The 22,698-nt window shown below is 73.8% G+C and carries 25 protein-coding genes and 1 tRNA gene; 13 read left to right on the top strand and 13 right to left on the bottom strand.

Features of this window, described 5'->3' with window-relative positions; genetic code table 11:
* Window positions 1–144: 144 nt before the first annotated feature.
* The 4 genes from AH6_RS30060 to AH6_RS30045 all read left to right on the top strand — a co-directional run bounded on the left by AH6_RS30060 (window position 145) and on the right by AH6_RS30045 (window position 1,850).
* Window positions 145–630, top strand: coding sequence for a tRNA adenosine deaminase-associated protein (locus AH6_RS30060; RefSeq protein ID WP_067486651.1), 486 nt, complete (start codon window positions 145–147; stop codon window positions 628–630).
* A gap of 89 nt (window positions 631–719) precedes the next feature.
* Complete coding sequence (locus AH6_RS30055) at window positions 720–1,157, top strand: tRNA adenosine deaminase-associated protein (protein WP_067486648.1); 438 nt, start codon at window positions 720–722, stop codon at window positions 1,155–1,157.
* 160 nt (window positions 1,158–1,317) lie between these two features.
* Window positions 1,318–1,755: a tRNA adenosine(34) deaminase TadA gene (gene tadA, locus AH6_RS30050; RefSeq protein ID WP_067486646.1), complete on the top strand. Its 438-nt coding sequence runs from the start codon at window positions 1,318–1,320 to the stop codon at window positions 1,753–1,755.
* A gap of 10 nt (window positions 1,756–1,765) precedes the next feature.
* A tRNA-Ser gene (locus AH6_RS30045) sits at window positions 1,766–1,850 on the top strand.
* A 48-nt stretch (window positions 1,851–1,898) separates the two neighbouring features.
* Here the strand turns inward: AH6_RS30045 and AH6_RS30040 are convergent.
* Window positions 1,899–2,771, bottom strand: a complete 873-nt coding sequence (locus AH6_RS30040; RefSeq protein WP_067486643.1) for an EamA family transporter — start codon at window positions 2,769–2,771, stop codon at window positions 1,899–1,901.
* On the bottom strand, window positions 2,765–3,436 hold the full coding sequence (locus AH6_RS30035) for a B3/B4 domain-containing protein (RefSeq protein ID WP_067486639.1): 672 nt from the start codon (window positions 3,434–3,436) through the stop codon (window positions 2,765–2,767). The genes AH6_RS30040 and AH6_RS30035 overlap by 7 nt, the downstream gene beginning before the upstream one ends.
* Window positions 3,437–3,518: 82 nt before the next feature.
* Between AH6_RS30035 and AH6_RS30030 the strand changes: the two genes are divergently transcribed.
* Complete coding sequence (locus tag AH6_RS30030; RefSeq protein ID WP_067486636.1) at window positions 3,519–4,082, top strand: helix-turn-helix domain-containing protein; 564 nt, start codon at window positions 3,519–3,521, stop codon at window positions 4,080–4,082.
* 135 nt (window positions 4,083–4,217) lie between these two features.
* Window positions 4,218–5,324, top strand: coding sequence for a beta propeller repeat protein (locus tag AH6_RS30025; protein WP_067486633.1), 1,107 nt, complete (start codon window positions 4,218–4,220; stop codon window positions 5,322–5,324).
* 147 nt (window positions 5,325–5,471) lie between these two features.
* Here the strand turns inward: AH6_RS30025 and dnaN are convergent, their stop codons facing one another.
* From dnaN to AH6_RS30005, 4 genes are all read right to left on the bottom strand, one after another.
* Window positions 5,472–6,626, bottom strand: coding sequence for a DNA polymerase III subunit beta (gene dnaN / locus AH6_RS30020; protein WP_067486630.1), 1,155 nt, complete (start codon window positions 6,624–6,626; stop codon window positions 5,472–5,474).
* 70 nt (window positions 6,627–6,696) lie between these two features.
* Window positions 6,697–7,191 (bottom strand): methylated-DNA--[protein]-cysteine S-methyltransferase, encoded by a 495-nt coding sequence (locus AH6_RS30015; RefSeq protein ID WP_067486627.1) that lies wholly within the window; start codon window positions 7,189–7,191, stop codon window positions 6,697–6,699.
* 11 nt (window positions 7,192–7,202) lie between these two features.
* Window positions 7,203–8,672, bottom strand: coding sequence for an AlkA N-terminal domain-containing protein (locus tag AH6_RS30010; RefSeq protein ID WP_067486624.1), 1,470 nt, complete (start codon window positions 8,670–8,672; stop codon window positions 7,203–7,205).
* A gap of 50 nt (window positions 8,673–8,722) precedes the next feature.
* Window positions 8,723–9,697: a DMT family transporter gene (locus AH6_RS30005; protein WP_083983613.1), complete on the bottom strand. Its 975-nt coding sequence runs from the start codon at window positions 9,695–9,697 to the stop codon at window positions 8,723–8,725.
* A gap of 164 nt (window positions 9,698–9,861) precedes the next feature.
* Between AH6_RS30005 and AH6_RS30000 the strand changes: the two genes are divergently transcribed.
* Window positions 9,862–10,224, top strand: a complete 363-nt coding sequence (locus AH6_RS30000; RefSeq protein ID WP_067486621.1) for a nuclear transport factor 2 family protein — start codon at window positions 9,862–9,864, stop codon at window positions 10,222–10,224.
* A 51-nt stretch (window positions 10,225–10,275) separates the two neighbouring features.
* On the opposite strand, the gene AH6_RS29995 is transcribed toward AH6_RS30000, so the two are convergent.
* On the bottom strand, window positions 10,276–11,055 hold the full coding sequence (locus tag AH6_RS29995) for an SDR family NAD(P)-dependent oxidoreductase (protein WP_067486618.1): 780 nt from the start codon (window positions 11,053–11,055) through the stop codon (window positions 10,276–10,278).
* A 36-nt stretch (window positions 11,056–11,091) separates the two neighbouring features.
* On the bottom strand, window positions 11,092–12,453 hold the full coding sequence (locus AH6_RS29990; protein ID WP_067486613.1) for an MFS transporter: 1,362 nt from the start codon (window positions 12,451–12,453) through the stop codon (window positions 11,092–11,094).
* Between the two features lie 72 nt (window positions 12,454–12,525).
* Here AH6_RS29990 and AH6_RS29985 point away from each other — a divergent pair, with 72 nt between their 5' ends.
* Entirely contained in the window at window positions 12,526–13,455 is a 930-nt protein-coding gene (locus AH6_RS29985; RefSeq protein ID WP_067486610.1) for a helix-turn-helix domain-containing protein, read from the top strand.
* Window positions 13,456–13,509: 54 nt separating this feature from the next.
* Here the strand turns inward: AH6_RS29985 and AH6_RS46145 are convergent, their stop codons facing one another.
* Complete coding sequence (locus AH6_RS46145) at window positions 13,510–13,665, bottom strand: hypothetical protein (protein WP_157431811.1); 156 nt, start codon at window positions 13,663–13,665, stop codon at window positions 13,510–13,512.
* On the opposite strand from AH6_RS46145, the gene AH6_RS29980 reads away from it, so the two are divergent.
* On the top strand, window positions 13,664–14,722 hold the full coding sequence (locus AH6_RS29980) for a methyltransferase (protein ID WP_083983612.1): 1,059 nt from the start codon (window positions 13,664–13,666) through the stop codon (window positions 14,720–14,722). The genes AH6_RS46145 and AH6_RS29980 overlap by 2 nt on opposite strands.
* On the opposite strand, the gene AH6_RS29975 is transcribed toward AH6_RS29980, so the two are convergent.
* Window positions 14,715–15,308: a suppressor of fused domain protein gene (locus AH6_RS29975; RefSeq protein ID WP_067486604.1), complete on the bottom strand. Its 594-nt coding sequence runs from the start codon at window positions 15,306–15,308 to the stop codon at window positions 14,715–14,717. The two genes, AH6_RS29980 and AH6_RS29975, sit on opposite strands and share 8 nt — an antisense overlap.
* 49 nt (window positions 15,309–15,357) lie before the next feature.
* On the bottom strand, window positions 15,358–18,432 hold the full coding sequence (locus tag AH6_RS29970) for an AfsR/SARP family transcriptional regulator (protein ID WP_067486600.1): 3,075 nt from the start codon (window positions 18,430–18,432) through the stop codon (window positions 15,358–15,360).
* 67 nt (window positions 18,433–18,499) lie between these two features.
* Here AH6_RS29970 and AH6_RS29965 point away from each other — a divergent pair, with 67 nt between their 5' ends.
* Together AH6_RS29965 and AH6_RS29960 are read left to right on the top strand one after the other, a co-directional pair.
* The gene (locus tag AH6_RS29965) at window positions 18,500–19,354 is read left to right on the top strand and encodes an NAD(P)-dependent oxidoreductase (protein ID WP_067486597.1); all 855 of its coding nucleotides are present in this window, start codon (window positions 18,500–18,502) and stop codon (window positions 19,352–19,354) included.
* Window positions 19,355–19,433: 79 nt separating this feature from the next.
* Window positions 19,434–20,348 (top strand): SDR family oxidoreductase, encoded by a 915-nt coding sequence (locus tag AH6_RS29960; RefSeq protein ID WP_067486594.1) that lies wholly within the window; start codon window positions 19,434–19,436, stop codon window positions 20,346–20,348.
* Window positions 20,349–20,705: 357 nt separating this feature from the next.
* Here AH6_RS29960 and AH6_RS29955 read toward each other — a convergent pair whose 3' ends face one another.
* Together AH6_RS29955 and AH6_RS29945 are read right to left on the bottom strand one after the other, a co-directional pair.
* A complete protein-coding gene (locus AH6_RS29955; protein ID WP_067486591.1) occupies window positions 20,706–20,900 on the bottom strand; it encodes a hypothetical protein in 195 nt (64 codons plus the stop codon).
* Between the two features lie 205 nt (window positions 20,901–21,105).
* Window positions 21,106–21,342: a hypothetical protein gene (locus tag AH6_RS29945; protein ID WP_067486585.1), complete on the bottom strand. Its 237-nt coding sequence runs from the start codon at window positions 21,340–21,342 to the stop codon at window positions 21,106–21,108.
* A 115-nt stretch (window positions 21,343–21,457) separates the two neighbouring features.
* Here AH6_RS29945 and AH6_RS29940 point away from each other — a divergent pair, with 115 nt between their 5' ends.
* Together AH6_RS29940 and AH6_RS29935 are read left to right on the top strand one after the other, a co-directional pair.
* A complete protein-coding gene (locus AH6_RS29940; RefSeq protein ID WP_067486713.1) occupies window positions 21,458–22,201 on the top strand; it encodes a DUF5919 domain-containing protein in 744 nt (247 codons plus the stop codon).
* Window positions 22,202–22,205: 4 nt separating this feature from the next.
* Window positions 22,206–22,676 (top strand): NUDIX domain-containing protein, encoded by a 471-nt coding sequence (locus AH6_RS29935; protein WP_067486582.1) that lies wholly within the window; start codon window positions 22,206–22,208, stop codon window positions 22,674–22,676.
* Window positions 22,677–22,698 lie beyond the last annotated feature (22 nt).

Here is a 22,698-nt window from a genome sequence, read left to right as displayed (position 1 = left end):
CACCCGGAGGCGCCGTCCGGCACGCACGACGACACGGCATGGCGCCGGCGGGCCGCGTGCCGCCGCCGAGTTTGGCGGTGGTGTGCGCGAGGACGCGCGGCATCTGCGACCATGCCTGGCAGGAACAGCGCCGGTGGGGTGGAAATGACGGATGTGGACGCGACGGATTTCGCCGTCGTGGTGTATCGGGAAGACGACCGCTGGGAGGCCGAAGTCCTCCCGGTCGCGCTGACCGAGGACCTGGCGGGGCTGGTCCACGCGTTGCGCCAGCAGCCCAGCCTGGGCGGCACGATCGGGCTGGTGTCGGTCGGCGACGACTTCTTCGTGGCGACCCGGCTGCTGGGCGACGAGGTGATGGTCTTCCTGTCGGACGTGACCGCCTCGGTGGACTGGGCGCTGGCCGGGCAGGTGCTGGACTACCTGGACATCCCGATCCCCGAGGACGAGGAGCTGGACCAGGTGCTGCCGGTCGGCGACATGTCGATCTTCTCCGACCTCGGGCTGGACGAGATGGAGCTCGGCGCCATCTCCGGCGACCTGGAGCTGTACCCGGACGAGATGTTGCTGAGCATCGCCACCCGGCTCGGCTTCGCGCCCGCCTTCGAGCGCGCCCTGGACGCGATCGGCTGACGCGCCCACCTGACCGTCACCGCCACGTTTCCCCTCCCACCTCGCGTTGAGGGTGTGACCGGCGCGACCGGGTGGGTCACAATGAACGGGTGTCGTACTTCGCCGCCGTTTTCGCCCGGACCCCGCAGGGCTGGGTGGGCACCGAGGCCGTGCTCGCCGAGGCCGAGAGCGTCGACGACGTCGCCGACCTGATGCGGGAGGCGGCCGTCGAGTCCTACGGCGACCCGGTGCTGCTGCTGATCGAGCAGGACGACGACTGGTTCGCCGTGGTGCGCCTGGACGGCCAGGACGAGCCGCGCGCGTTCATCTCGACCGTCCGCGACGACGGGCTGGGCGGACTGTTCCGCCAGCTCGTCGGGGAGGCGCCCGACGGCGACCCCGCCGGTGATCCGGCGCTGCTGGCCGACCTGGGGGCGCCGGGCAAGCAGGTCGCCGACCTGGCCGAGAGCGCGCTGCCGGGCGACGCGCTGCTGATCGTGGCGGAGCTGGTGGGCTTCGGCGACGAGTTCGACCGGCTGCGGGACTGAACGACACGTGAACGCGCCTGGCTCCGCCGCGCCTGATCCTTCCGCGTCCGCTCCTGTGTCCGATTCCGCTGTGTCCGATCCTGCTGGGTCCGGCGTTTCAGGGCCTGCCTCCGCTGCGCCTGACGCCGACTGGCCGGACGCCGGCCTCCACCGTGCGGCGATGCGCGTCGCGCTGGAGCAGGCCCGGCTGGCCAGGGAGGCGGGCGACGTCCCCGTGGGCGCGGTCGTGCTCGACGAGGCCGGGACCGTCATCGGCACCGGCCGCAACGACCGCGAGCGCACCGCCGACCCCACCGGGCACGCCGAGATCGTCGCCATGCGCGCCGCCGCCGCGGCCCGGGGCGAGTGGCGGCTGTCGGGCTGCACGCTGGTGGTCACGCTGGAGCCGTGCACGATGTGCGCGGGCGCGGCCGTCCAGGCGCGGATCGGCCGGATCGTCTACGGCGCGGTCGACCCCAAGGGTGGCGCGGTGGGCTCGTTGTGGGACGTCGTCCGGGACCGCCGGCTCAACCACCGGCCCGAGGTGATCGCCGAAGTGATGGCCGCCGAGTGCGCCGCGCTGCTTATCGAGTTCTTCACCACCCGCAGAGTCGGGTAGGCTCTCCCGCGGTGGTGTCGCCTAGTGGACGAGGGCGCACGCCTCGAAAGCGTGTGAAGTGCAAGCTTCCGTGGGTTCGAATCCCACCACCACCGCCGCACTGAAGGCCGGTGACCCGAGGGTCACCGGCCTTTGTCGTTCCGTCAGCCGACGGTGACCAGGGCCACGCCTGCGACCGCCACCAGCAGGCCCGCGCTCTGCACGGCGCGCAGCCGCTCGCTGTAGGCGATGCGGGCCATCAGCACCGTGATCGCCGGGTAGAGCGAGGTCAGGACGGCCGCCAGGCTGAGCAGTCCGCGCTGGGCGGCCAGGAAGTACAGGACGTTGGCGGCGGCGTCCAGGGCGCCCGACAGCAGGGCCAGGGCCAGCAGCGCGCGGCCTCGCATCGGTGGGCCGAGCAGGCCGGGGCGCAGCCGGGACAGTGCCAGGAGGGCTGCCAGGACGACGGTCAGGGTGCCGATCCGTGCGCCGACCAGCGGCCACAGGCCCGCGCTGTCCCCGGCTTGTTTCACCACTGTGAAAAAGGTGCCGAAGCACGCGCCGGAGACCGCGGCCATGACCGGGCCGTTGTCCAGCAGGCCGCGGGTGGACGCGGTCTTCTCGGCGGTCCCGTCGTTCTCCATGCTGACCAGGCCGATCGCGACCAGGCATAGGAGTAGGCCGGCCAGGACGGCCGTGTCCAGGCGCTCGCCGCGCAGCAGGCCGACCGTGATCGGGAGAAGCGCGGAGGTCAGCGCCGACACCGGCGCGACCACGCTCATCGGGCCCCGGGCCAGCGCCCGGTAGAAGGTGATCAGTCCGGCGCCGCCGGCGAGGCCCGCGGCCAGGCCCCAGGCCATCGGTCCGGCGGCGGGGTCGCCGCCGGTCAGCAGCGCGCCCGCCAGCGTCAGGAGCAGTCCGGCGGGCACGCACCACAGCAGGGTCCGCAGCACCGAGGAGCGGCGGGTGACGGCGCCGCCGAGGAAGTCGGCGACGCCGTAGCCGAACGCGGCCGCGAGGGCGAGGGCCGTCACCATCCGCCGTCGCCTATCAGCCGGGTGGCGATCCGGACGTCCGGGGAGATGGCGCGCAGGCGTTCGGCGAGGTCGTCGCCGGCCGCGCGCAGCCGCTCCAGCGGGTAGGGCTCCAGGCTCTCCAGCAGGAACAGGCCGTTCTTGGTGTCCTCGGTGATGCGGGTGCGCACGCACTGCCGCCAGTTCCAGCGGCGGCAGGTGACGCCCCGGTCATCGCGCCAGACGACCTCGCCCTCGTCCGGGTGCTCCACGGCGGGCTCGCCGGAGACTGTGACGTCGAACGGCTCGTCGCCGCTCGCCCGGACCAGGCGGGCCGCGCCCTGGTAGGCGTCCATGTCCTCGCCGCCGATGGGCAGGGCGTACTCGACGCTGACGGCGTTGTAGGCGTCCACGACCCGGTTGATGGCGGGCAGGGCGTCGGCGCGGCGCAGCAGGGCGTCCACCGAGGGGCGGGTGCGGTTCGGCTTGGCGCCGAACGCCCGGTAGGCCTCGCGCCAGGACTCGACGTGCGGGTCGGCGGGGTCGGCCTTGGTGGCGGCGGTGGCGAGCCAGCCGGTGGACGCGGCGTCGCTGGGGCCGTTGGCCAGCCCTTCGGCGGTCATGACGAGCACGGCGAAGTCGGGGCGCAGGGCGCGCACGGGCTCGGCGACGACGATCTGGTCCAGCATGGGTGGTGCTCCTCGAAGGGCTGCGGTCATTTTAGTGAACTGTGTATAGCATTCTATCGACCGGACACGGGAGGGACCGACCTTGAACGATCAGGAGGCCATCGGCGAGGCGGTGGCCCGGACCGTGCGCGCCCTGCGCGCCGGGCACGGCTGGAGCCTGGACGAGCTGGCCGGGCGGGCGGGGGTGAGCAAGGGCGTGCTGGTCGGCCTGGAACAGGGGCGCGGCAACCCCAACCTCGGCACGCTGATCCGCATCTCCGAGGCGCTCGGCGTCCCGCTGACCCGGCTGGTGCAGGTGGAGGAGCAGCCCGCGGTGCGGCTGTTCCCGCCCGAGCGGCAGGTCGCGCTGTGGCACGGCCCGGACGGCGGGCGCGGCGTGCTGCTGGGCGGCAGCGACCCGCGGCCGTCGCTGGAGTTGTGGCACTGGGAGCTGCGGCCGGGCGAGGTGCGCGACAGCGACGCGCACGTCCCGGGCACCAAGGAGATCGTCTACGTCGAGGACGGGGTCCTCACGCTGCGCGTGGACGGCCGCAGCGACCGGGTCGAGACGGGCACGGCGGCGGTGTTCGCCGGTGACCGGCCGCACTCCTACGGCAACGACACCGACCGCGACCTGCGTTTCGTCCTGGCCGTTCTGGACCTGTGAGCCTCCCCCGGGCAGGATGGAACGAGCCATCCACATCCATTCGTTGAGAGTTCGTGCGGACGCTTGTCAAGACGCCCTGTCGCGGTCGATGATCCCCCGGATGAGACTCGCCTCACAGCCGAGGGGTCGTAAGCCGTGAACCGAGAACAGGCCCCCGACCGCTCCGGGGTCACCGGCGCGGTGATGACGCTGGCCGGTGAGTCGGGCGCGCACGCCGTGACGCCCGCGATCGTCGAGTCCCCGCATCTGCTGAGCGGTGTGGCGGCGGTGTCGCCGGCCGAGGTCTGGGTCGTCGGGACGGCGGGGCAGCAGCCGCTGGCGGCCCGGTGGGACGGCGCGTCGTGGACGTTGCCGCCCGGCCCGCCGGTGGACGCGGCGCTGGTGGGGGCGGGGTTGCAGGGAATCGCGGTGGCGGGGCCGTCGGGTGCGGCGGCGTCCAACGTCGTCCGTTTCCCGCGCGGTGGTGCGGCGGGGCCGCCGCTGGCGCTGGCGGTGGGCGGCGGTTACGACCGGCTGGCCGGGGCCGAGGTGCCGCTCATCCGGCACTGGAACGGCTCGTCCTGGACGGCTTGGAGCGCTCCCGGCCTCGATCGCGGCGTGGTGCTCACCGCCGTGGCGATGACCGGGGAGGGCACGGCCTGGGCGGTCGGGCACGGCTTCCCGTGGGGGGCCTTCGACGGTCCGGTCGCGCTGCGCTGGACGGGGTCGGACTGGCTGCCCGCGCCCATGCCGGAGATCCCCCGGGGCAAGCTGCTGGCGGTGGCGGGGACGGCGCCCGACGACGTGTGGGCGGTCGGCGCGACGGGCCGCGAGGGCCTGGTCATGCACTACGACGGCCGGGCCTGGAGCCGGGTGCCGAGCCCCGCGACGCGCTTCCCGCTGACCGGCGTGGCCGCGCCGTCCGCGTCGGAGGCGTGGGCGGTGGGCCGGGACAGGGTGCTGCGCTGGAACGGCCGCAAGTGGTCCCGCGTGAAGTCGCCGGTGACGGCGGCCAACACGATCGCCGCGCCGGCGCCCGGCGACGTCTGGGTGGCGGGCGGGCGCGGCGAGCTGGCCCACTTCGACGGCCACCGCTGGGCGATGGCGGACTCGCCCGAGCCGTTCGCGGCCAGCGCGGTGTGGCTGGCGTCGGCGGCGACGGGCCCGGACGGGGCCGTGTGGATGGCGGGCACGCGCCAGCTAGCCCGCACGGGCACGATGAATGGCGCGCCGAGCATCACGGCCCGCTTCACCGACAACTGATCTCTGTGCTCGTCGGCTGAAGGAACGCTACGGCGCTGGGGCATAACGAGTGCCGTGGCGTCAGGGTGCGGCGTGGCGCTGGGATGCTGCGGAACGTTGGGCAGCGCAGAATGTGGCGCCGGAACGTTGCGGGCGTCGGGGCGGTGCTCAGGCGGTCAGGCGGACCGGCATCGCCAGGTAGCGGAAACCTGTGTCGCCTGTGTCGTCCAAGGCTGCGTCCTCGTCCTCTCCTTCCGGGTCGGGGATGCCCGTCAGCAGGGCCGCCTTCGTCGGGCCCGTGCATTCCAGGCGCGTGTAGCGGGAGTGCACCCCCGCCAGGCCGTCCAGCAGGTACTGCGGGCTGAACGCGATGTCGATCGGGTCGCCGTCCAGGTGCGCGCTCAGGCTCTCGTTCGCGCGGGCCGAGTCGCCCGAGGCCGCGCGGATCTGCACCTGGTCGTCGGTGAAGGCCAGGCGGACGGGGGTGTTCCGCTCGGTCACCAGGGCCACCCGCTTGATCGCCTCCACGAACGGGGCCGTGCGGACGCGGGCCGTGGAGGTCCAGGTGCCGGTCAGGCGGGACTGGTAGTTGATGAACTGGTCGTCCAGCAGGCGGGTGGTCATGCTGCGGCCGCCGCCGGACACGCCGATCAGGGTGTCGGCGACGCCGTTCAGGCCGATCGCGACCTCCACGCCCGGACGGATCGAGCGCGCGGCGTCGGCCAGCGTGCGGGCCGGGACGACCACCCCGGCGGTGAAGCCCGGCTCGGCCGGGCTCCAGGGCACCTCCACCGCCGCGATCCGGTAGCGGTCGGTGCAGGCCAGGCGCATCACGTCGCCGTCCACATCGAGCCGGACGCCGGTCAGCATGGGCAGGGTGTCGTCGCGGCCCGCGGCCGGGGTGACCTGCGCGACGGCGGCGGCGAACACGTCGCCGGGGATCGTCCCGGCGGCGTCCGGCGGCTCGGGGAGGGTCGGGTAGTCCTCCACCGTCATCATCTGGAGGCCGAACTCGGCGCTGCCGCAGCGCACCACCACCTCCACACCCTTCAGCGCGACCTCCACGGGCTGGGCGGGGAGGTTGCGCACGATCTCGGCGAGCAGGCGGCCCGGCACCAGCGCGCGGCCCGGCGCGGACACGTCGGCGTCGATGCGGGCCTTGGCCGACACCTCGTAGTCGAATCCGGCCAGCGTCAGGCCGCCGTCGGCGGAGGCCTCGATCAGCATCCCGGCCAGCACCGGCAGGGCGGGACGCGACGGGAGGGTGCGCGCCGTCCACGCCACGGCCTCGGCGAGCGTCTGACGGTCGACCCGGAACTCCATGTGCTGCCCCTCATCCTTGACCTTGCCTGTCAGGCAGGCTAGTTCGGGCGTCCGACAAAACGGCGCGCGGTCAGAACAGCGTCTCGGCGGTGGTGTTGCGGCGCTCGAAGTCCAGCAGGTAGCGCTTGCGGTCCAAGCCGCCGCCGTAGCCGGTCAGGCTGCCGGTGGAACCCACGACGCGGTGGCAGGGGACGATGAGGCCGACCGGGTTGCGGCCGTTGGCGAGCCCCACCGCGCGGGACGCGCTGGGCTTGCCGATCTCCTCGGCGAGCTGCCCGTAGGTGATCGTCTCGCCGTACGGGATGCTCTGCAGGGCCGTCCAGACGCGCTGCTGGAACGGGGTGCCGCGCAGGTCGAGCGGCAGGTCGAAGGCCGTCAGCCCGCCCGCGAAGTAGGCGGCGAGCTGCTCGGCGACCGGGTCGAAGACGGGCGCGGACGGCACACGCTCGCCGAACGATTCGTCGGCGGGGCGGTGCCGCTGGAGCTCCATGTAGAGCCCGGACAGGGCGCCGTCCATGGCGACCAGCGTGAGCGGGCCGAAGGGGCTGTCGATGACGGTGTGCATCGGGGTCTCTCTCAGGCGGCGGGCAGGTGGTTGATGGCGTGGTCGCCGGTCGCCCACAGGTACTGGACGGCGTAGGCGCGCCACGGCCGCCAGGCGGCGGCGCGGCGGGTCAGGGCGGCGGGCGTGGCGGGCAGGCCCAGGGCGCGGGCGGCGTGGCGGACGCCGAGGTCGGTGGGGACGAACGCGTCGGGGTCGCCCAGCGCGCGCATGGCGATGGTCTCGATCGTCCAGGGGCCGATGCCGGGGAGAGCGGCCAGCCGGTCGCGGGCCAGGTCCCAGTCGCTGCCGATGCCCAGGTCGAGGCCGTCGGCGAGCGCGTCGATCAGGGTCGTGAGGGTGGTGCGTCGGGTCCGCGGGAAGGCGAGGGTCTCCGGGTCCAGTCCGGCGAGGGCCTGCGGCGTCGGGAACAGGTGGGTGAGGCCGCCGCCCGGGTCGGTGATCGGCTCGCCGTGCGCGGTGACCAGGCGGGCGGCGTGGGTGCGGGCGGCGGCGGTGGACACCTGCTGGCCGAGGACGGCGCGGACCGCCATCTCCGGGGCGTCGGCGGCGCGCGGCACCCGCCGCCCGGGGGCCTTGTCGACCAGCGGGGCGAGGGCGGGGTCGGCGCGCAGCGCCTCGTCCACGGCGACGGGGTCGGCGTCCAGGTCCAGCAACCACCGGCAGCGGCTGATCGCGATGGTGAGGTCGCGCAGGTCGGTGAGGGTGAGGGTGCACGCGACGTACTCGGGGCGGGGGCTGAGGGCGGCGACGCCGTGGCCGTGCGGGAGGCGCAGGGTGCGGCGGTACGCGCCGTCGCGCCACTCCTCCACGCCGGGCACGGCGGTCGCGGCGAGGTGGCCGAACAGGTTGTCGGGGCACAGCGGCGCGCGGAACGGCAGGCGGAGGGTGAGCGTGCCGGAGGCGGCGGCCGGGTGGCCCTTGGCGACGCGGTCGCGCAGCTGGCTCGGGGTGAGCGCGAACACCTCGCGGACGGTGTCGTTGAACGCGCGGATGCTCGCGAACCCCGCCGCGAACGCCACGTCCCCCATCGGCAGCGCGCTGGTCTCGATCAGCAGCCGCGCGGTCTGCGCCCGCTGGGCCCGCGCGAGCGCGAGGGGCCCGGCGCCCAGCTCGGCACGGAGCTGGCGTTCGATCTGGCGGGTGCTGTAGCCGAGGCGGGCGGCGAGGCCGGGCACGCCCTCGCGGTCTACGACGCCGTCGCCGATCAGGCGCATGGCGCGGGCGACGACGTCGGCGCGGTGGTTCCACTCGGGCGAGCCGGGGCTGGTGTCGGGGCGGCACCGTTTGCAGGCCCGGAACCCGGCCTGCTGCGCGGCGGCGGCGCTGGGGTGGAACCGCATGTTCTCGGGCTTGGGCGGCACCACGGGGCAGGACGGCCGGCAGTAGATGCCGGTGGTCACCACGCAGGTGAAGAACCACCCGTCGAACCGGGCGTCCTTGGACTGGACGGCCCGGACGCAACGTTCCACGTCCTGGTACATGTCTCCAGCATCGCCCAAGCCCACCGAGCTTCACTAGCGGGAAAACGACATCATCGTCGGCCCGCGAACGCCTGCGCCACGATCCCGGCGGTGATCGCGGCGATGCCCGCCCAGGCCAGCGTGCCGGGCGGGTCCGACGCCACGAACAGCGGCTCCAGCAGCGCCACGAACACCACCTCGGCGGCCTGCGTCGCCTCCACCGCCGCCAGCCGCACCGGGTGGTGCCGCACGCGGCGGGTAGCGGCGAAGAACAGCGACGTCGCGATCACGCCGGAGCTGACGGCGACGATCGTGGTGGCGGCGAGCTGCCCGCCGGTCGGCGGCCCGGCGCGCAGGCCGCCGAGCAGGCCGAGCAGCAGCCAGCAGGGCAGGCTCGCGATCGACATGGCCAGCAGCCGCTGGAAGGTGTCCAGGCCGTCGCCCGCCAGCTCCATCGTCTTGCGGTTGCCGACCGGGTAGGCGAGCGCGGCCACCAGCACGGCCCCGACGCCCGCCGCCATCGTCCAGGTCAGCGCGCCGTGCCCGCCGAACTGGGTGAGCAGCACCCCGGCCAGGATCACCACCGACAACACCGCGCCCGCCGCCGGGATGCGCCGCCGGTGGTCGTCGTAGAGGAAGGGGGCCAGCAGCAGGCCGCAGACGATGGTGATCTGCCAGGTCGCCGCCACCGTCCAGCCGGGCGCGAGTTCGGCGGCCAGGCAGAGCGGGGCGTAGAACAGCCCGAACCCGATCGTGCTCCAGAGCACCCAGCGGCCCGGCTCGGCGCGCAGCGCCCGGAGGACGGGCCCGGTGCCGCGCCGGGCCGCCACGATCGCGAGGAAGATCGGCAGGGAGAGCAGGAAGCGCAGGCTCGCGCTCCACTCCCAGGGACCGCCCTCGACGGCCATGAGGCGGTTGGCGATGAAGGACGACGAGAAGAACAACGCGCCCAGCAGCCCGAGCCCGATCGCCGCCGTGCCGCCGAAGGCCCCGGAAACGACGGGTGGGCTCGCGGTGCGGGTGGGCGCGTCGGGGTGCGTGGTCACGGTGTCTCCGGGGGCGACGGGTGGGGCGCACACCTTTCTACGCCCGTTTCGTCACCGGTGACGCGGCGGGGCGGTGCACCGTCCCCATGACCTCCCACGTAATCGATCTTCTTCCCCGGGCCCGGCACCGTAGAGGTCAGACGGACGAAGCGAAGGGAAACACCATGAACGACGCGCACAAGGCCATCGAGCGCTACCTGGCCATCTGGAACGAGACCGACGCCGCCGCCCGCCGCGCCGAGATCGATGCGGTCTGGGGCGACGCCCCCGTCTACGTGGACCCGCTGGCGGTGGCCGAGGGCAAGGACGCCATCGACGCGACGATCGCGGCCGTGCAGGCGCAGTTCCCCGCCTGGGTCTTCACGCTGGCGGGCGAGGTGGACGCCCACCACGACCTCGCGCGGTTCACGTGGGAGCTGGGCCCCGAGGGCGGAGAGGCCCCGGTGGTCGGGTTCGACGTGGCGGTGTTCGGCGCGGACGGGCGGATCGAGAAGGTGCACGGCTTCCTCGACAAGGTCCCGAGCTGAACGCGACGAGCGCCGGTACCGGGGGGCTCCCGGCACCGGCGCTCGCCCGTTTCAGATCTGGCGGAGCGCCCCGCCGTCCACGGCCCACTCCGCCCCGGTGACCTGCGTCGCGAGCGGCGACAGCAGGTACACGATCACGCGGGCGACGTCCTCGGGCGTGCCCAGGCGTCCGGTCGGCAGGCGGCGCTCCTCCCGCACGAACCGCTCGACGGCCTCCTCCACCGGCAGCCCGTACTGCTCGGCGAGCTGTTCGGCGAACCCGCCCGGCTCGTCCCAGAGCCGCGTCCGCGTCGGGCCGGGCGACACGACGTTGGAGCGGATGCCGTGCGGTCCGAACTCCCCGGCCAGGGTCTTGGAGACCGACAGCAGCGCGGTCTTGGCGGCGGCGTAGTCGATCAGCGGGGTGTCGGGGAAGCGCGCGGCCTCGCTGGAGACGTGCACCAGGGCCCCGCCGCCCTGGTCGCACAGGGCGGGGACGGCGGCGCGGGCCGTCCGGACGGCGGCGTGCAGGTTCAGGTCGAAGGTGGCCCGCCACTGCTCGTCGGTGACGTCCAGGAACCCGATCCGGGAGGTCAGGCCGCCCGCGTTGTTGACCAGGCCGTCCAGGCGGCCGTGGCGGTCCAGGGCGGTGTCCACGGCGCGCTGCGCGGCGGCCGGGTCGGTCAGGTCGGCGGCGACGGCGCTGAAGCCGTCCTTCTCCAGGACGGTGACGTCGCGGGCGACGCCGACGGGGACGGCGCCCTCGGCGGCCAGCAGGCGCATGACGGCTTCGCCGATCCCGGCGGAGGCGCCGGTGACGAGGTGGACGGTGCCGGTGAGGTGCAGGTCCATGGTCTTTCTCCTTCCGGGGCGGGTGGTCGGTGGTCGTCAGCGGCGGCGCAGCATGACCGCGATGAGGGCGGCCCCGGCCAGCGCGATGCCCGCGTTGGCGAGGGTGGCCAGGTGGACGCCGTCCAGCACGCCGGGGCGGGTGGCGGCGATGGCGCTCATCACCGGGATGCCGAGGGTGATCGCGACCTGCTGGGTCATGGTGGCCAGGCCCGTCGCCAGGCCCTGCTCGCCGTCCGGCAGGCCCGAGGTGGCGGTGCCCATGAAGGCCACGATGGCGACCAGGTTGCCGAACCCGCCGATGGCGGTGGCGATCAGCAGCAGCGGCAGCGCGTCGCGGGTCTCGCCGAGGCCGAGCAGCGCGGCGGTCGCGACGGCCTGGAGGACCAGCCCGGCGGCCAGGGTGAGGCGGCCGCCCAGCCGCGCCATGATGCGCGGCGCGGCGATCCCGCCGGTGACGGTGCCCGCGCCGAGCACGCCCAGCGCCAGGCCGGTCGCCAGCGGCGAGTACCCCAGGATCTCCTGGAGGTAGAGGGTCATCAGGAAGACCAGCGAGGTCTCGGTCGCGAAGGCGATGAACCCGCCGACGTTGCCCCAGGCGACGGTGCGCTTGGTGAGGATGCCGAGCGGCGCGAGCGGGGCGGCGGCGCGCCGCTCGACCAGGACGAACGCGACCAGCAGCACCGCCGCGAGCGCCAGCGCCCACCAGGCCGACGCCGTGATGCCATAGACCAGAGCCAGCAGGCCGCCGGTGACGGTGATCGCGCCGGGCACGTCCAGCCGGGGGCGTCCCGCCGCGCGGCTCTCGGCGACGACCATCGGGGTGACGACGAGGATCACCAGCGCGACCGGCACGTTCACCAGGAACGCCCAGCGCCAGCTCAGCAGGTCGGTCAGCACGCCGCCGAGCACCGCGCCGACGGTGAACCCGGCCGACATCAGCGCCCCGCTCAACCCCAGCGCCCGGGTCCGCGCGGGTCCCTCGGGGAAGGAGGTGGTCAGCAGCGACAGCGCGGCCGGGGTGGCGAGCGCGGTCGCCAGGCCCTGCATGACGCGGCCGGTCAGCAGCAGCGCCGGGGAGGTGGCCAGCCCGCCGAGCAGCGAGCCGAGCGCCAGCAGCGCCATGCCGATCAGCAACATGCGGCGGCGGCCGAACAGGTCGGCGACCCGGCCGAACAGCAGCGTGAACCCGGCGGCGGGCAGCGCGAACGCGGTGGCGATCCACTGGAGCGAGCCGAGCCCGAACCCGAGGCCCTCGCCGACGACCGGCAGCGCCACGTTCAGGATGGAGAAGTCGATGGCGAGCATGAACTGCGCGCCCAGGAGGAGGGTCAGGATCAGCTTGTGCCGTCCGGTCATGCCCGCCCGCTCGGGGGCGGCGACGGCGGTGAGAGTGCTCATGCCGACTACGGTGCCGCGCGGCGGTGGGGGCACCCAGTCCCCGCTCGTTGGTACCACTGGCAGTATCAGGCTGTGGCATCTCAGAACGGACTGGGCGAGTTCCTGAAATCGCGGCGGGCCAGGCTGCGGCCCGAGGACGCGGGCCTGCGCACCTACGGGGGCCGCCGCCGCGTCCCCGGCCTGCGCCGCGAGGAGCTGGCCCAGCTCGCCGGGGTCAGCGTCGCCTACTACATCCGGCTGGAGCAGGGGAACGCCGACAACGTCTCCGCCGAGATCCTCGACGCGATCTCCCGGGCGCTGCGGCTGGACGCCGCCGAGCACGCCCACCTGCACCACCTCGCGCACCCGCCGCGCCGCACGGCCCGCCGGAACCCGCCCCTGCTGCGGCCCCCGTTGCAGCACCTGCTGGACTCGATCACGCAGGCGCCCGCGTACGTGGTGGGGCACCACACCAACGTGGTGGCGTGGAACCGGATGACGGCGGCGGTGTTCATGGACCTGGCGGCCGTCCCGCCGGAGGAGCGCACCTGGTCGCACCAGATCCACCTGAACGAGGACTACCGGCGGCGGCTGGGCGGCAACTGGGAGACGGTGGCCCGCCGGAACGCCGCCTACCTGCGCTTCCGGTCGGGGCAGGAGCCGGACGACGCGGACCTGCGGCGGCTGATCGACGACCTGCTGGCGCGCAGCCCGGGGTTCGCGGGCCTGTGGGGCGAGCACCGCGTGTCGGACCTGGCGCACGGGGTGGCGCGCATCGTGCACCCGGGGGTGGGGCGGCTGGAGCTGGCGTTCGAGACGCTGACGCTGCCGGGCGATCCGGACCTGAGCCGGATGATGTTGTACGCGGCGGAGCCGGGCTCGGCGTCGGAGGCGGCGCTGCGCGAGCTGGCGGCGTCGTCGGCGGGCCTGCTGTCCAGCGCGGACCTGGGCGAACGGGCGGACCTGGGCGAACGGGCGGAGCTGGGCGAACAGGCGGAGTCTGGCGAGCGCGCGGGGCTCTAGGTCGCTTCGTGTTCGGCGCGGACGTGCGCCTGCCGCTCCACGGGGCCGGAGCGCCTACGATCGGGGCACGGCGGGCGCGGGGACGGCCGCCGGACCGGGCGAGCGGAACGGACGGCCGATCATCGCGACGATCACCTGGCACGAGGACGGGACCGAGCACGCCGCGTTGTGGCGGTCGGAGAGCGGCGCGCCGCCGCCCCGCCGCGTCATGGTCGCCGATGACAACACCAAGGCCGACCTGGCGTTCCGGCAGGCCAGCGAGGGCACGGCCCTGCTGTGGCGCGGCGACTACCAGAACGCCCGGCAGCTCCTCAACGCCCTCGCCCGCCGCGCCGACCGGCCCCGGCGGCAACCCCGGCGGCCCAAGCCCGTCCCCGAGGGCGTGCAGGCGTTCCACCTCTACCGGCAGGCGCGGGCCCAGCGGGCGCGGATGCTGGGGATGGTGCTGATCCCCGTCGATCCCGGGCACGTGGTGGCGCTGCGGCGCGCGCCCGACGTGCGGGCGGCGTGCGAGGAGGCGTACGGGCCGTCCGACGAGCCGTACGTGGTGTCGCTGCGGGAGCTGCTCGGCGTGATCGGCGCGCACGAGTGGCGGGTCAACGGCGTGCAGATCGGGGCGCTCGGCGGGGCGCGCGTGCATCCGCACTACGGCGTGTTCTCGCCGGTCAGAGGCGAGTACGTGAACCTGGTGGAACGGGCGCCGCTGCCCGAGACCGGCACCGCGTTCGACATCGGCACCGGCACCGGCGTGCTCGCGGCCGTCCTGGCGCATCGCGGGGTGAAGCGGGTCGTTGCCACCGACATGGATCAGCGAGCCCTCGCGTGCGCGCGCGAGAACGTCGAGCGGCTCGGCTTCCAGGAGCAGGTCGAGGTGTTCCAGGCCGACCTGTACCCGCCCGCGCGCGCGGGGCTGGTGGTGTGCAACCCGCCGTGGTTGCCCGGCAAGCCCGGGACGCCGCTGGAGCACGCCGTCTACGACCAGGGCGGCCGGATGTTGCGCGGCTTCCTGGACGGGCTGGCCGACCATCTGGAGCCGGGCGGGGAAGGCTGGCTCATCATGTCCGACCTGGCCGAGCACCTGGGGCTGCGCGCGCCCGGCGAGCTGACCGGCATGATCGCGGCGGCGGGGCTGCGCGTGCTCGACCGGCTGGACACCCGGCCCGTGCACGGGCGGCCGCACGATCCGAACGACCTGTTCCACCTGGCGCGGGCGGCGGAGGTCACCTCGTTGTGGCGGCTGAGCCCGGAAGACCCATCGGTCAGGTGACGGGCGGGCGGAAGGGGTCGAGGATGTCGGCCTCCTTCTGCTCCAGCAGGTCACCGAGGGCGTCGGCGCTGTGGGCGCGGGCGTACTCGGCCTCGCTGCGGGTGATGGGCACCAGCCACAGGAACCGCACCGGCTCGCCGTCGGCCAGCCGTCCCTGCTCCAGCTTCGGGCCGAAGGAGTGGGGCAGGTCGACCATGAAGCAGTCCTGCGGCGATCCGTCGATCCACGGCCGGCCGATGTCGACGGTCTGGCCGAGGTCCAGGGGGGTACCGGTCACGTGCCGGTGCGCGACCATGGCCAGCGACTCCACGTGGATCGGGTCCTCGGCGGGGGCCTCGATGACGAACTCCAGCCGCGGCCCCCGGTCGCCCTCGAACGCGCCCATGGTGACGTAGACCCAGGCGTCCTCGGGGTCGGGGCTGGCGGGGCTCATCCTGCGCACGCGGAAATCCGGCAGCACCTCCTGGATGGGGCCCTTGGTCCAGGAGAAGTCGTGGAAGTGCCCGTCGGGGAAGAAGTCGCGCAGGTGCCGGTCGATGGCACGGTAGTCCCGCTCGCCGCCGGGGGCGCTCGTGTGCGAAGTCATCCAGACCGTCCCGTCCCGCTCGCCGTGCCGATCCCCTTACAAGATCACCCTAAGTGGCGGCGGGCGGGCCGGTGGCCACCTGGGAGCCTTCCGCGCGGGTTACGGCGGCGGTGATGCGCTCGACGTCGCCGCGTTCGGCGGACGGCAGCGGCACGCCCACCGCCTCCCGGACGGCGTGGGCCTCGGCCAGCAGACGCGCGGCCTCCTCGTGGTCGCCGCGCAGCGCGTGCGCGCCAGCCAGACCTTCCCAGGCCAACGCGCGGGCGCGCGGGTCGCCGGTGACGTTCGCGTACTCCAGGCCCTCGCGGTGCAGGGCCAGCGCGGCGTCGGCGTCGCCGCGCAGTTCGGCGGTGAAGCCCAGCTCGGCCAGGATGAACGCGACGCCCGCCTCGCCGTCCCAGCGGCGGCACCAGTCGAGCCAGGCGCGCAGGTGCCGTTCGGCGTCGGCCAGGCGGCCCCGGCGGCGGGCCACCATGCCGAGGCCGACCTCGGCGAACTCCTCGCCGCGCCGGTGGGATCGTTCGGCGGCCAGGCGCTTGGCGCGGGCGTGCAGTTCCTCGGCGCGGTCCAGGTCGCCGGTGAGCAGCGCGAGGCGGCCGAGACGTCCGAGCATGTTGACGACCTCGTTGGACAGGCCGAGGTCCTCGGCGATGCGCAGGCCGTCCCGGCACAGCCGCCCGGCCCGCTCGTAGTCGCCCGCGACCTCGGCGGCCATGCTCAGCGGGTAGACGACCTGGAGCTCGCCCCAGCGGTCGCCCAGCTCGCGGAACAGGGCCAGGGCCTCTTCGCCGTCGCGGCGGATCGCGGCGAGGTCGCCCCGGTACATCGCGACTTCGGCGCGGGATTTCAGTGCGGCGGCGGTGCCCCAGCGGTCGCCTAGCGTCCGGAAGTCGGCCAGCGCTCGTTCTACCAGCTCGCCTCCGGCCGACATGTCGCCGAAGCCGTACTGGCACAGGCCCAGGAACCAGCGGGCGCGGGCGCGGCCGTGCGGGTCGTCCACGGTGTCGTAGCGGGCCAGGACGGCTCGGGCTCGCTCATGGGGGTCGTGCTCGGAGTCGTCCAGGAGCAGCAGGTCCATGGCGACGCGCCACATCTCGGCGGCGGCGCGCAGCGGTTCGGGAGCGGGTGCCTCGACGGCGAGGGCGCGGGTGAACGAGCGGCGCGCCTCGCCGAAGCGGCCTCGCAGGTACCAGTACCAGGCCAGGGCGTTGACGAGCCGGAGCGCGCACACGGCGTCGCGGTGGCGGACGGCGGTGTCCAGGGCGGCGCGCAGGTTGGCGTTCTCGGCGTCCAGGCGGGCCAGCCAGGCGCGCTGGTCGGGGCCGCGCAGCAGCGGGTCGGCCTGTTCGGCGAGGTCGAGGTGGTGGTCCAGGTGGCGGGCACGGACGGGCTCGGTCTCGTCGCCGAGGCGTTCCAGGCCGTAGGCGGCGACCGACTCCAGCAGCCGGTAGCGGCCGTCGCCGTACACGACCAGGGACCGTTCGACGAGGCGTCCCAGCAGGTCAGGGACCTCGTCCGCCCGGACGCCGCCGCCCGCGCACACCCGCCGGGCGGCGGCGAGGGTGCAGCCGTCGGCGTGCACGGCGAGGCGGCCCAGCACGACACGTTCGTCGGCGGTGAGCAGCTCCCAGCTCCAGTCGATCATCGCGCGGAGGGTGCGCTGCCGGGCGGGGACGCCCCGGTTGCCGCCGGTGAGGAGCCGGAACCGGTCGTCGAGCCGGTCGGCCAGCTCGGTGGCGTCCATGGCGCGCAGGCGGGTCGCGGCCAGCTCCAGCGCCAGGGGGACGCCGTCGAGGCGGCGGCAGATCGCCGCGACCGCGTGCCCGTCCAGGACGGCTCCGGGCGCGGCGGCCACCGCCCGCGCGGTGAACAGCCGGGCCGCGCCGTCGGGCTCCAGCGGCGGCACCGGCCACAACCGCTCCCCCGCCACCGACAGCGGCTCCTGGCTGGTGGCCAGCACGCGCAGGCCGGGGGCGCTGCGCAGCAGGAGGGCGGCGAGGTCGGCGGCGGCGTCGATCACGTGCTCGCAGTTGTCCAGGACGAGCAGGGCGGGCGCGGCGCGCAGCGCCTCGGTGATCCGGCCGGTCAGCGGGCGGCCTTCGGGGTCGGGGACGTCGCGGACGCCGAGCACCGCCGCGACGGCCTCGGCGAGGTCGGCCCGGTGCGGGGCGAGTTCGACCAGCCAGACGCCGCCGGGGAAGGCGTCCGCCAAGCCATCTGCCGCCGCCAGCGCGAGGCGGGTCTTGCCGACGCCGCCCGGCCCGGTGAGCGTCACCAGGCGTCCGGCGGTCAGCAGGCTGCGGACCTGCTGCACCGCCGCGTCCCGCCCGACCAGCTCGGTGAGCTGCGCGGGCAGGTTGGTGCGGGGCCGGGAGAGAGGGGTCAGGGCGGGATCTTGGCGTAGGACGGCTTGGTGCAGGGCGGCCAGTTCGGGGCCGGGGTCGAGGCCGAGGTCGTCGCGGAGCCGGTCGCGCAGGTCGTCGTAGGCGGCGAGCGCCTCGCTCTGGCGGCCGGACCGGTACAGCGCCCGGATGTGCGCGGCGCGGAGCCGTTCGCGAAGCGGATGCTCTTCCGTCAGCGGGGCCAGCTCTCCGGCCAGGTCGTGGTGTTGGCCCAGTTCGAGGCGGGTTTCGGCGAGGTCTTCGAGGGCGGTCAGGCGCTGCTCGGACAGCCGTTGCGCTTCGGCGCGGACGAACTCCTCGTCGGTGAAGTCGGCGAACGCCGGGCCTCGCCACAACCCCAGCGCCTCGGTGAGCAGCGCGGCGCGGGCGTCCGGGGCGTGGCTCTCCCGTGCCTGCCGGGTCAGGTCCTCGAAGCGCGCGGCGTCGGTGTCCTCGGCGTGCAGCGCGTATCCGGGCGTCCGGAACGTCACCAGGTCGCGGCCGCCTGGCTCCGCCTCGGCCAGCGCGCGGCGGAGCTGCGACACCTTGGCGCGCAACGTCCCGGAGGGGTTGCCGGGAGGGATGCCGCGCCACAGGTCGTCCACCAGGCGGTCCACCGGCACGACCCGGCCCCGATGTGCCAGGAGGTCGGCCAGCAGCGCCCGCACCTTGGCCTCGGGGACGCGCACCTGTTCGCCGCCCGCCGTCCACACCGCCAGCGGGCCGAGCACCCCGAAACGCATGGCGCCACCATAAGGCCACAACCCACCCCGAACAGGACCGCAACCGCGCCCGGCCAGAGTCGGGGACATGAATCTCACTCCTGTCACCGTCCTGGGACTCGGCTCGATGGGCCACGCGCTGGCCAGCGCGTTCGTCAAGGCGGGCCACCCCACCACCGTCTGGAACCGCACGCCCGGCAAGGCCGCCGACCTGGTCGCCGCCGGAGCCACCGAGGCCGCCACCGCCGCCGAGGCGGTCACCGCAAGCCCGCTGGTGATCGCCGTCCTGCTGGACGACGCGGTGGCGCGCGGCGTCCTGGGGTCGGCGGCCGACGCCCTGCCCGGCCGGGTGCTGGCCAACCTCACCAACGGCACGCCCGCCCAGGCCCGCGAGACCGCCGCCTGGGCCACCGGCCTCGGAGCCTCCTACCTGGACGGCGGCATCATGGCGACGCCGCCGCTGATCGGCGGACCCGCGTCGTTCGTGCTCTACAGCGGCGACCGGGCCGCCTTCGAGCAGCACGAAGGCGCGCTGAAGGTGCTCGGCGACGCCAAGTACCTCGACGCCGACCCGGGCACCGCGCCGCTCTACGACATGGCGCTGCTCAGCGGCATGTACGGGCTGGCGGCGGGCGTCGAGCACGCCTTCGCGATGGTCGGGGCGGAGCGCGCCGCCGCGTTCGGCGCCGAGCTGCTGGTGCCGTGGCTCCAGGCCATGGCCGGGGTCTTCGCCGGGCCGGCCGCCGCCGACATGGAGGCCGACTCGCCGCTGGGGATGCAGGCCGCCGCGCTGGACAACATCGTGCGGGCCAGCCGGGGCGAGAACGTGCCGCGCGAGCTGGAGGTGCACCTGCTGACGATGATGCGGCAGATCGTGTCGGCCGGGCACACCTCCGTCCTGCCGCCCCTCATCGCGGAGATCAGCGGTCGCCCCACGGCGTAGCCGCGTTCAACGTGAAACATCCCGACGCCGCCGGGATACCTGACATGGATTGTCAGGTATCCCGGCCAGACTCGTTCCCATGACGCACACCCTGGAAGGAAAGACCGCCCTGGTGGCCGGGGCGACGCGCGGCGCCGGGCGCGGCATCGCCGAGCAGCTCGGCGCGGCGGGCGCCACCGTCTACGTCACCGGGCGCAGCACCCGCGCGCACCGGTCGGAGATGGACCGGACCGAGAACATCGAGGACACCGCCGACCTGGTCACCGCCGCCGGAGGCCACGGCGTCCCGGTCCAGGTCGACCACCTGGACCCCGCGCAGGTCCGCGCGCTGGTCGAGCGCATCGACCGCGAGCACGGGCGGCTGGACCTGCTGGTCAACAACATCTGGGGCGGCGAGCTGCTCTTCTCCTGGGACGACACGCTCTGGGAGCACGACCTCGACAAGGGCCTGCGCATCCTGCGGCTCGCCATCGACACCCACATCATCACCAGCCACCACGCGCTGCCCCTGCTCATCAAGAATCCCGGCGGCCTGGTCGTGGAGATGACCGACGGCACCGCCGAGTACAACGCCGACCACTACCGCACCTCGTTCTTCTACGACCTGGCCAAGACGTCGGTGATCCGCATGGCCTACGCGCAGGCGCAGGAACTCGCCCCGCACGGCGCGACCGCCGTCGCCCTCACCCCCGGCTGGATGCGGTCGGAGATCATGCTGGACACGTTCGGCGTCACCGAGGAGAGCTGGCGCGACGCGCTGGAGCGGGAGCCGCACTTCGCCATCTCCGAGACGCCCGCCTACACCGGCCGCGCCGTCGCCGCCCTCGCCGCCGACCCCGACGTGCACCGCTGGAACGGTCAGTCGTTGTCCAGCGGCGGCCTCGCCCAGGTCTACGGCTTCACCGACCTCGACGGCAGCCGCCCCGACGCCTGGCGCTATCTCGTGGAAGTGCAGGAGACCGGAAAACCGGCCGACACCACCGGCTACCGCTGACCCGCACGTTTCCGGCGGATTTCGGGAAAGTGAGTCGTTCTGCTGGGCCCGGTCAGCACCTTCTCCGACGACGCGACGCCCGTCGAGATCGGCGGTATCCGGTTGCGCATGTTGCCGGCCCAGCTCGCCTTCGACACGGGCCATCCCGTCCCCGCCGCCGCGCTCGTCGACGGCCTGCGGGATGTCCGCCTCGCCCTACTGCGCGGCGAACTCGACCGGCCCGCTCTCCGCCCATGGCGGGCACGTATGGACATAGAAGAACCCCGCCCAACTCTGGGGAGTCGGGCGGGGGTTCGGTGAACCGCCCCCGGTGTCGTCGTGGCCGTCCAGATGGACAGGTCCCACCGGGGCGGCCCGCTAGGGGCCCGCGTCGGCGGGCGGGTCATCCGCGTCGAGCACCTCGGCAAGCTTCGACTCGGCGGCCGTCCGGATCACAAGAGCCGTGCCCGCAAGTAGCCCGTGCTCGCGCATCGCCTCGACGTACGCGGCCGACACCAGCTCGACCGCGCGGGCCAGCGCGCGCGCCTGGTCCTGGTCCCGCGTCGCGGTCATGCCGACCGCCGCTCGTTCGGCACGGCGGCAAGCAACTGGTCCCTCAGGACCACACCGGATGGAGCCCGCAGGAACAACCCCGCCCCCTTCACGGCGAACCACGTCCCGGCGCGCGGGTCGGCTACGAAGCCGACCGCTGGGAACTCCGCGCGCAGCCACGCGAGCGCGTCCGCCGCGTCCGCCTGGTCCGCCGTCCAAGCGCCGGTCACGACGCGGGTTCCCGGCGGATCACGGCCGCCAGTCGGCGGGCCGTCGCGGGATTGCACCGCCCCAGGTCCACGAGCACGGTCGGCCCGATCGTCGCGGCGGCGTCGAGTCCGAGCGACGGGAGCGCGATGCCCGCCGCGTCCAGGGCCGCCCGTAGCTCATCCAGCGCGGCCCGCGACTCGGCGAACGGGTCCGGCTTGGCTACGGGCTGTCCCGCTGTCTGCGTGGCGTCCATCCCCCGAGCGTCACGCGGACACCCGGGACACCGGAACCTCCCCAGAACCACACTTCGGGACGTCCTACGTGGGGCAAAGTGTCCCTTGGAGCGTCCCCCAGGTTCGGGAGTGGACATGCCCAACGAACGGCTCAGATCGGTCATGCAGGCGGGCGGCTGGACGTACGCCACACTCGCGGAAGCCACGGGCGTTGATCCCAAGTCAGTGGCGCGGTGGGTTAACCGCGACCGCACGCCGCACCGCGCAACAGCCGTACGCACGGCCGAAACGCTCGGAGAGGATGTGTTCGCCTTATGGCCAAGCCTGCGGCGCGGGCGGGCGACCCGCGCCGTCAGTCCCGATCTCGCGGCCTTGTACGAACAACGCGCAGACGTTCCCGTGTCGGCCTTTGTGTCTCTCTTCCAACAGGCGCACGAGCGGATTGATGTACTGGTGTACGCGGCTGTATTTCTGCACGAGGCATACCCCCGGCTGAATGACCTTCTCCGCGAGCGCGCGGCGGAAGGCTGCGCGGTGCGCGTCGCGGTAGGCGACGCCGACAGCACCAACGTTCAGCAGCGGGGGCGAGAGGAAAGGTTCGGGCACGGCATCGAGTCGCGTTGCCGGCTCGCAGTGATGCATTACCGACCGTTGGTCGGCACGCCCGGGGTTGAAGTCCGGACGCATGAGACGACGCTTTACAACAGCCTGTACCGGGCGGACGGCGAAATGCTCGTTAACGCGCACGTGTGGGGCGTGAACGCCTACGGGGCTCCCGTGTGGCATCTCCGCCGCAACGGCGACGGCGGCCTGTTCGACACCTACGCGGCAAGCTTCGACGCCGTATGGACAACCGCACGCCCCGTGGAAGGGAACTGAACTCGTGGCACGGACAGAGCACTTCAATGATCCGGACGCGCCCCGCCCGAACAGTCTGGTAGTCGCGGCCTCCGCCGTCGTCACGGACGACGCGGGGCGCATCCTGCTACAGCGGCGAACGGACAACGGGCTGTACGCGCTTCCCGGTGGCGGTATGGATCTGGGGGAATCGCTCCCGGCCACGGCCGTCCGCGAGGTCCGCGAAGAGACCGGCCTCGACGTCGAGATAACGGGTTTGGTGGGCATGTACACCGATCCCCGCCACGTGATCGAGTACACCAATGGAGAGGTTCGCCAGCAATTCAACATATGCTTTACCGCACGCATCGTCGGTGGAAAACTGCGGATCTCCGACGAATCCACGGACCTACGTTTCATCGCCCCGGACGAGATAGACAAGCTGCCCATGCATCACACACAGCGTCTGCGCTTGCAGCACTTTATGGAACAACGCGAGCGACCCTATCTAGGTTGATCGGTTGTGCAGCGCTGCACAA

The organism is Actinomadura hibisca NBRC 15177, assembly GCF_001552635.1.
GTDB lineage: Bacteria > Actinomycetota > Actinomycetes > Streptosporangiales > Streptosporangiaceae > Spirillospora > Spirillospora hibisca.
Note: the sequence above shows the minus strand (reverse complement) of the source record. Positions and strands in the feature narration are given on the sequence as shown.